General features: G+C 59.7%; 6 protein-coding genes and 1 pseudogene. 2 read left to right on the forward strand and 5 right to left on the reverse strand.

Translation table 11 applies throughout. From position 1 onward, the window contains the following. Positions 1-280: 280 nt before the first annotated feature. The 3 genes from KVT38_RS29715 to KVT38_RS29725 all read right to left on the reverse strand — a co-directional run bounded on the left by KVT38_RS29715 (position 281) and on the right by KVT38_RS29725 (position 2,598). On the reverse strand, positions 281-1,354 hold the full coding sequence (locus KVT38_RS29715) for a PAS domain-containing sensor histidine kinase (protein WP_217597382.1): 1,074 nt from the start codon (positions 1,352-1,354) through the stop codon (positions 281-283). A 37-nt stretch (positions 1,355-1,391) separates the two neighbouring features. After that, on the reverse strand, positions 1,392-2,045 hold the full coding sequence (locus KVT38_RS29720; protein ID WP_217597377.1) for a response regulator transcription factor: 654 nt from the start codon (positions 2,043-2,045) through the stop codon (positions 1,392-1,394). A gap of 91 nt (positions 2,046-2,136) precedes the next feature. Further along, complete coding sequence (locus KVT38_RS29725; protein WP_217597378.1) at positions 2,137-2,598, reverse strand: hypothetical protein; 462 nt, start codon at positions 2,596-2,598, stop codon at positions 2,137-2,139. A 249-nt stretch (positions 2,599-2,847) separates the two neighbouring features. On the opposite strand from KVT38_RS29725, the gene KVT38_RS29730 reads away from it, so the two are divergent. Together KVT38_RS29730 and KVT38_RS29735 are read left to right on the forward strand one after the other, a co-directional pair. Then, positions 2,848-3,597, forward strand: coding sequence for a Crp/Fnr family transcriptional regulator (locus KVT38_RS29730; protein ID WP_217597379.1), 750 nt, complete (start codon positions 2,848-2,850; stop codon positions 3,595-3,597). Positions 3,598-3,828: 231 nt separating this feature from the next. Beyond that, the gene (locus tag KVT38_RS29735) at positions 3,829-4,701 is read left to right on the forward strand and encodes a hypothetical protein (protein ID WP_217597380.1); all 873 of its coding nucleotides are present in this window, start codon (positions 3,829-3,831) and stop codon (positions 4,699-4,701) included. A gap of 83 nt (positions 4,702-4,784) precedes the next feature. Here KVT38_RS29735 and KVT38_RS35065 read toward each other — a convergent pair whose 3' ends face one another. Both KVT38_RS35065 and KVT38_RS29745 read right to left on the reverse strand, forming a co-directional pair. Then, a complete protein-coding gene (locus KVT38_RS35065; RefSeq protein WP_217597381.1) occupies positions 4,785-5,426 on the reverse strand; it encodes a TVP38/TMEM64 family protein in 642 nt (213 codons plus the stop codon). Between the two features lie 74 nt (positions 5,427-5,500). Continuing rightward, positions 5,501-6,000, reverse strand: a pseudogene (locus KVT38_RS29745) (hypothetical protein); the annotation flags it as partial.

Below are 6,000 nucleotides of genomic sequence, written 5' to 3' on the forward strand. Positions count from 1 at the left end.
ATAGCGGTCGCTTAGGCTGCGGTCGTTGAGAGTGAGGCCACTCAGACTGCGGTCACTCAGACTGCGGTCACTCAGACTATGGTCACTCAGACTATGGTCACTCTGATTGCAGGTCGCTCAGACTGCAGCCATTCAGACCGCGGCCAATCAGACTGCAGGCGGTCTGATTGCGGGCATTCTGCTTGTGGCGCAACTTTTCCTGACTCAAGGGGATATTGTTAAAACGTGTGAAAGGGAGGAATACCATGCGGCCCCTCCTCCCTTTTTATCGTGTCCCCGGCTAAGCGATCGGGACGTTTAGCGACACGGTTGTGCCGCGGCCGGGCTCGGACTTCAGCTTCAGCTCGCCCGACACCGCGCGAGCACGCTCTTCCATACTGAAGAGGCCAACGCCCGTGCCGGCCGAATCGCGGACGAAGCCGATGCCTTCGTCGCGAATGACGGCGCGTACATGTTCGTCCTCCTCCAGCAGGGAGACATAGGCTTCCGATACGCCTGCATATTTGCCGACATTTGTCAGCGCCTCCTGGACAACACGGTAGATCGTCGTCTCCGCGAGCAGCGTCGGACGGCGCTTCAGTTCGCAATCGAAGCGCACCTTAATCCCGTAATGGCTTTCGAAATGCTCGATATATGTCCGAAGCGCCGGCACGATGCCAAGGTCGTCCAGCACGGAAGGGCGCATTTCCCAAGCAAGCCCCCTGACTTCGGACATAAGCTGGGACACCTGCTTCCCGAGCATCGCAAGCCCCTCGTCCTCCCGCTCGGCAAGCAAACGGTCGATCGTAATCTTGAAGAAGAACAGGCTTTGGCCGATGCCGTCGTGCAGATCCCGCGAGAAGCGCCGTCGTTCTTCTTCTTGGATCTGCATCATCTGCGCCAGCATGGACTGGAGCTCGGCCTCCGTCTCCTTGAGCCGGGTCACCTCGTGACGGATCGCCAGGTATTGATAAGGGCTGCCCTCCCCGTCGACAAAAGGGACGATCGTCGTATCCACCCAATATTCGCGGCCGTTTTTCGCCCGATTTTTGATTTCTCCGCGCCATACCTTGCCGGACGAGATCGTCGCCCACAGCTCTTTCATGAAGGCTTTGCCGTGATGGCCCGAATTGACGAGGCGGTGGTCCTGGCCGATCAGTTCCTCCCGGACGTAACCGGAAATCTCGCAGAACTTGTCGTTGACGTAGCGAATTCGGCCCCGGCGGTCGGTAATGGCGACGATCGCGGATTCGTCGAGCGCGAACTTGACGTCCGCAAGCTGCTCGAGCGAGCGGCGCAGCTCCTCCCGATATTCAGCGTCCGCCACGCCTGTGTCAAGACCCGCCAGCAGCCCGGACACCTGAGCGGCGAGCATCTCCGCGTGGTACTCGGCCCTGCCTTTGTTTTCCCGCTCAGTCAAAAGTCAGCAGTCCTTTCTTCATCGCGAATTTAACCAGATCCGGGCGCGTGCGCAACTCCAGCTTTTCCATGAGATTGCTCTTGTGCGACTCCACGGTCTTGACACTGATGACGAGCTGTTCCGCGATTTCCTTGTTGGAGTAGCCTTGCGCGACTTTGGCCAGAATCTCTTTTTCCCGATCGGATAGCGATTCGTAGGTTCCCGCATGCTCGCCGTTTTTCAGCTTGTCCAGGTAGTCGCTCATCAGCCGCTTGGTCGCGGACGGATATAGGTAAGCTTGCCCTCCGGCCACGTGCCGGATTGCGCCGAGCAGCTCCTCGTGCGGCGCGCTCTTCAGAATGTACCCCGATGCGCCGGACTGGATCGCCCGGAACAAGTATCCTTCGTCGTCGTGCATCGTCAAGATCAGCACGGCCGTGTCGGGGAGTAGCCGCTTGAGCTCGGTTGCGGCCGTGAGACCGTCCTTGCCGTGCGGCATGCTGAGGTCCATCAGCACGACGTCCGGACGAAGTGCCTGCGCTTGCGCGATCGCTTCGTCCCCGTCCGCAGCTTCACCCACGACTTCCATGCCTTGTCTGCCGTTCAGCAGCATCATAAGCCCCGAACGTACGATAGCGTGGTCGTCGACGACCAGTATCCGAACCATCCAATTGACCTCCCAGCCGCAAAGTAAATCCGCGCTTTCTAAATCATTCTATCACAGGCCACGATGATCATCGCATCCCTTGCGTGCGGATTTATACGGATCTGGCGGAAGACAGCTCCGTCAGCCGAGCCGTAATGCGATCTGCGGTCGAGGCGACGAGACGACGTTCTTCGGTGCGGTATATTCGCTTTTTCCGATCTCCTATGAGAAGAACGCCAGAAGGCGCTATGCTCCCTCCCAGCGGAACGGCGTAAGCGGCGCGAAGATTTTCCGCAAGAAACACCGGGTACTCCTGCAGCTGACGCAGGTACACCAGCTCGTTCATGCTGAGCGTCATCGCTCGGCCTACTTTCATTACGGTCGCGGAAAAGCCACGACCGGGCTTTTCCGCGATACTCTCAATACGTTCGCTGGTATGTCCGGATGCCATCGGCCACCTTAATAAGTGCGACGACGCTTCCTTCAGGCCCACTGCGCTGAAGTCGCACCCGATTGCGTCGCGCAGCATCGCAAGGCTGTCCAATATCGCCGCCCGGCTCTCTTGTTCGTCCATCCCGCATCCCTCCAAGCCATGTGTGTCGCATGCTGCTTCCTCCAGTTTACCGGAGCTCAGGCGGTTCGTAATTCGGGGAACTCCCGGAATTATGCGCAGGGAAACTCCTGATTTGATGGGACGCTATGACGTTTCTCACAAAAAGATAAGGGAATTCCCCCGCCAAAATCAGGAGGTTCCCCGATAAAAGACAAAGCGGGAATCCGTTAGTATAAAGTTATCAAAGGGATTCGGATGGGGGATGCGGTCATGGGAGCAGCGTTGAAGAACAAGACGGCTAAGGAGCTGCAGGATGATAATGGGCTCGGTATTCATCGCTTCTTTTCGGAGGACCAATTCGCTCGAATCGATGAATTGATGTACCCGAAACGCGCGGAAAAGGGAAGCTACCTATTCTGGGAGGGCGATCCTGCGGGCAAGCTGTACTATTTGCGCTCGGGCAAGGTGAAGCTTCGGAAGTCGACGGATGAAGGCAAAGACTTTACGCTGTCGATCCTGCAGACGGGAGACCTGATCTGGGAGCCGGAGAACGGTCTGACGGCCGTCCATTCGTTCAGCGCCGAGGTGCTTGAAGACGCCGAGCTTGGCGTCGTGCAATGGAAGGATCTCGAGATTCTGCTGTACCGGTACGGAGACTTCGCGGTCCGCTTCATGAACTGGATGGCGGTCGGACAGCGCGTGAGCGAATCGAAATTCCGCGATCTGCTGCTGTTCGGCAAGCCCGGCGCGCTCGCTTCGACCTTGATTCGGATGGCGAATACGTACGGCATCGCCGTGCCAGAGGGCATCAAGATCACGCTGAAGCTGACGAATACGGAGATCGCGGACCTCATCGGCACCTCGCGGGAAAGCGTGAACCGTATGCTGAACGATCTAAAAATTGAGGGGATCATCGACATCCGTCAGGGCCGTATCTTCATTTTGCGACTGAACGCGCTGCGGGAAATCTGTCATTGTCCGACGTGCCCGGGCTGCCCCAAGGAGATCTGCCGGATCTGAGCTTTAGCAGGCCGGACCGGATTGTAACGCAATCGTAACATAGCTTTCATCTTACCTTCATCTTCGGCGGTTACAATACAGACATGACCCCCCTTTTCAATAATATATCTTTTGGGCTTGCAGCTTCCGCTGCAGGCCCGCTTTTTTTGTTCCGGCTTCCTCCGCACCATCTTCTGGGCAGGCGCATATCGTACCTTAGCGACATTCGCCCAGCCGAGGAGGCATATGTGCATGGCAAATAAAGGGCAAGACCGACGGCAGCCCGCAGCCAAACGAACGCAGCGGCAGCAAGCAGAAAAGCGCGAAGCGACGCTCCACGCCAAGGCGCCTGCGAAGAAAAAGACGGGAATCGCCGTGAAGCAAAGCTGGCAATCGGAGTCGGCCGAGCCGGATATCCCTGTTAGACAAATCCCATGGTGGTTCACGCCCGAGCATCAGCGCGCGCACGGTCCGGGAGGCGGCGCCCATATCGGCAGCCTCCTCCCGCCGCGGCCGCCCGGCCCCGGACTGCACCCGGGTCACGGACCGCATCCGGGGCCGGGACCGTTTCCGCCGGGACCCGGACCGTTCCCGCCTGGACACGGGCCGTTCCCGCCGGGTCCCGGACCATTCCCTCCAGGACACGGGCCATTCCCGCCAGGTCCCGGACCATTCCCTCCAGGACACGGGCCGTTCCCGCCGGGTCCCGGACCATTCCCTCCAGGACACGGGCCGTTCCCGCCGGGTCCCGGACCGTTCCCGATTCCGATTCCGATCCCGCTGCCGATCCCCGTTCCGGGCCCCGTGCCGGTGCCGGTTCCCGTTCCGCTTCCCGAGCCGGTTAGCTTCGTGGCCGTTACCGTCGAGGGGGGCATCGGTTTCCCGAACGTCTCCGGCACCAGCTACGTGACGTTCTACCCCGGCATGACGCTGCGTCAAGCGCTCTTCGCGACCGGAAGGGTCCAGTTCGGGCCGAACGGCTTCATCGTCAGTGTCGCCGGCATCCCGGTCGGCGGACCGATCGGTCTGACGGTCCGCTACAATGGCCGCGTCATTCCGCAGACGCTGCTCGATCAGCCGATTACGCCGGGCAGTACGATTACCTTTAGCCTGTTTTACTTTTAATAACTAGACCTACGCAAAAGAACCGTACCTTAACGAGTACGGTTCCTTTTGTTGAGTAACGGTAGCGTCGATAGCGATTCGAGTCAACCGACCTCGCGTCCCACTCGGCGCTTCAGCAGGAGCGGGACGAGCATCGCGACGGCGAACACGGCGACCGCCATCGCGATCTCCCGCCAGTCTCCTCGCGTCAGGCTGGCGCCGAGAAAACAGAAGGCGAACGTGCCTGGCAGCGTGCCGATGATCGTGGCGGGCACGTAAGCCCGCAGCGGCACGCGGGCGGCTCCGGCCGCGTAGCTGACGAGATCGAACGGTACGAACGGCGCGATCCGCAGCATAAGCACCATCGGGAAGCCGCGGCGCTGCATGGCGGCTTCGAGCTTGCGCAGGCGCGGATCGTCGCGTCCCTTAAAAAAGCCGATCCCGACTTGGCGCGCCAGCAGAAACGACAGCACCGCCCCAGGAAGCTCGCCCAAAAACGTGTAGAGCATGCCGTACCATGTGCCGAAGGCAAGCCCGCCCGCCAGCGTCAGCACCGACGCCGGAAACAGCACGAACGGCCTGGCCACGAAAAGGCCGATGTAGACGGCCGGCGCGATCCAGCCGAACGACAGCATCCAGTCGCGGAGCGTATTCGGCGTGATTTTCAAATAATGAAAGTTAACCCACAGCAGCGCGCACGCGACCGCGGCGATCGTTAGCGACAAGAGAACGACTTTGCGGCTCACATGAACACTCCCGTCTGGCGTTCCATGCAAGCATCATACAGGAAAAGCGGACGCTTTTCCAAATTGCGGCATGTTTATTGACGAAGCTTGAAGTTCACGGTCAGCATGCTGTCTCCGTCTTCTCCGCCTGCGAGCGACTCCATCTTGTAGCTCACCGACGACAGCTCCGGCATCAGCTTCAACAGAGCGTCCAAATCGGGCTTCGCTTCGGAAGTATAGCGCATCTTGGCCGTCGTCTGGCCGGCTGCGGCAGCCGCGCGAAGCTGCGCGGCGATCTCCTTGACCGTGGACACGGAGCGGGACGGATCCAGGTAGTCGAGCCCCATATCCTCGCGCAGATCTTCATAAAACGCCGTGCGCGTCTTGTCCTTCGCCATCAGAGCGTCGAGCGTGTTCTTATACGACGTGGATGCCTGCGGATAAACGGCCTTCCACGTATGATCCTTCTTCAGAGCGGCGTCCGTCACAAGATAGTAGCCGTACGTCGTCCTTCCCTTGACGTCCGGCACCGGAGCGTCGAACGTCGTGTCCAGCTGGTACCAGAGGCCGTCCAGCTTGACGAGAATCCAAGTGT

The organism is Cohnella sp. GbtcB17 (assembly GCF_019091135.1).
Classification (GTDB): Bacteria; Bacillota; Bacilli; order Paenibacillales; family Paenibacillaceae; genus Cohnella.

What these genes read in the sequence shown, in the direction of transcription:
- KVT38_RS29715 (WP_217597382.1), bottom strand. Translation starts at nt 1,354, where the DNA reads ATGCTCGCCGCTCAGGTGTCCGGGCTGCTGGCGGGTCTTGACACAGGC.
- KVT38_RS29720 (WP_217597377.1), bottom strand. Translation starts at nt 2,045, where the DNA reads ATGGTTCGGATACTGGTCGTCGACGACCACGCTATCGTACGTTCGGGG.
- KVT38_RS29735 (WP_217597380.1), top strand. Translation starts at nt 3,829, where the DNA reads ATGGCAAATAAAGGGCAAGACCGACGGCAGCCCGCAGCCAAACGAACG.
- KVT38_RS29730 (WP_217597379.1), top strand. Translation starts at nt 2,848, where the DNA reads ATGGGAGCAGCGTTGAAGAACAAGACGGCTAAGGAGCTGCAGGATGAT.
- KVT38_RS29725 (WP_217597378.1), bottom strand. Translation starts at nt 2,598, where the DNA reads ATGGACGAACAAGAGAGCCGGGCGGCGATATTGGACAGCCTTGCGATG.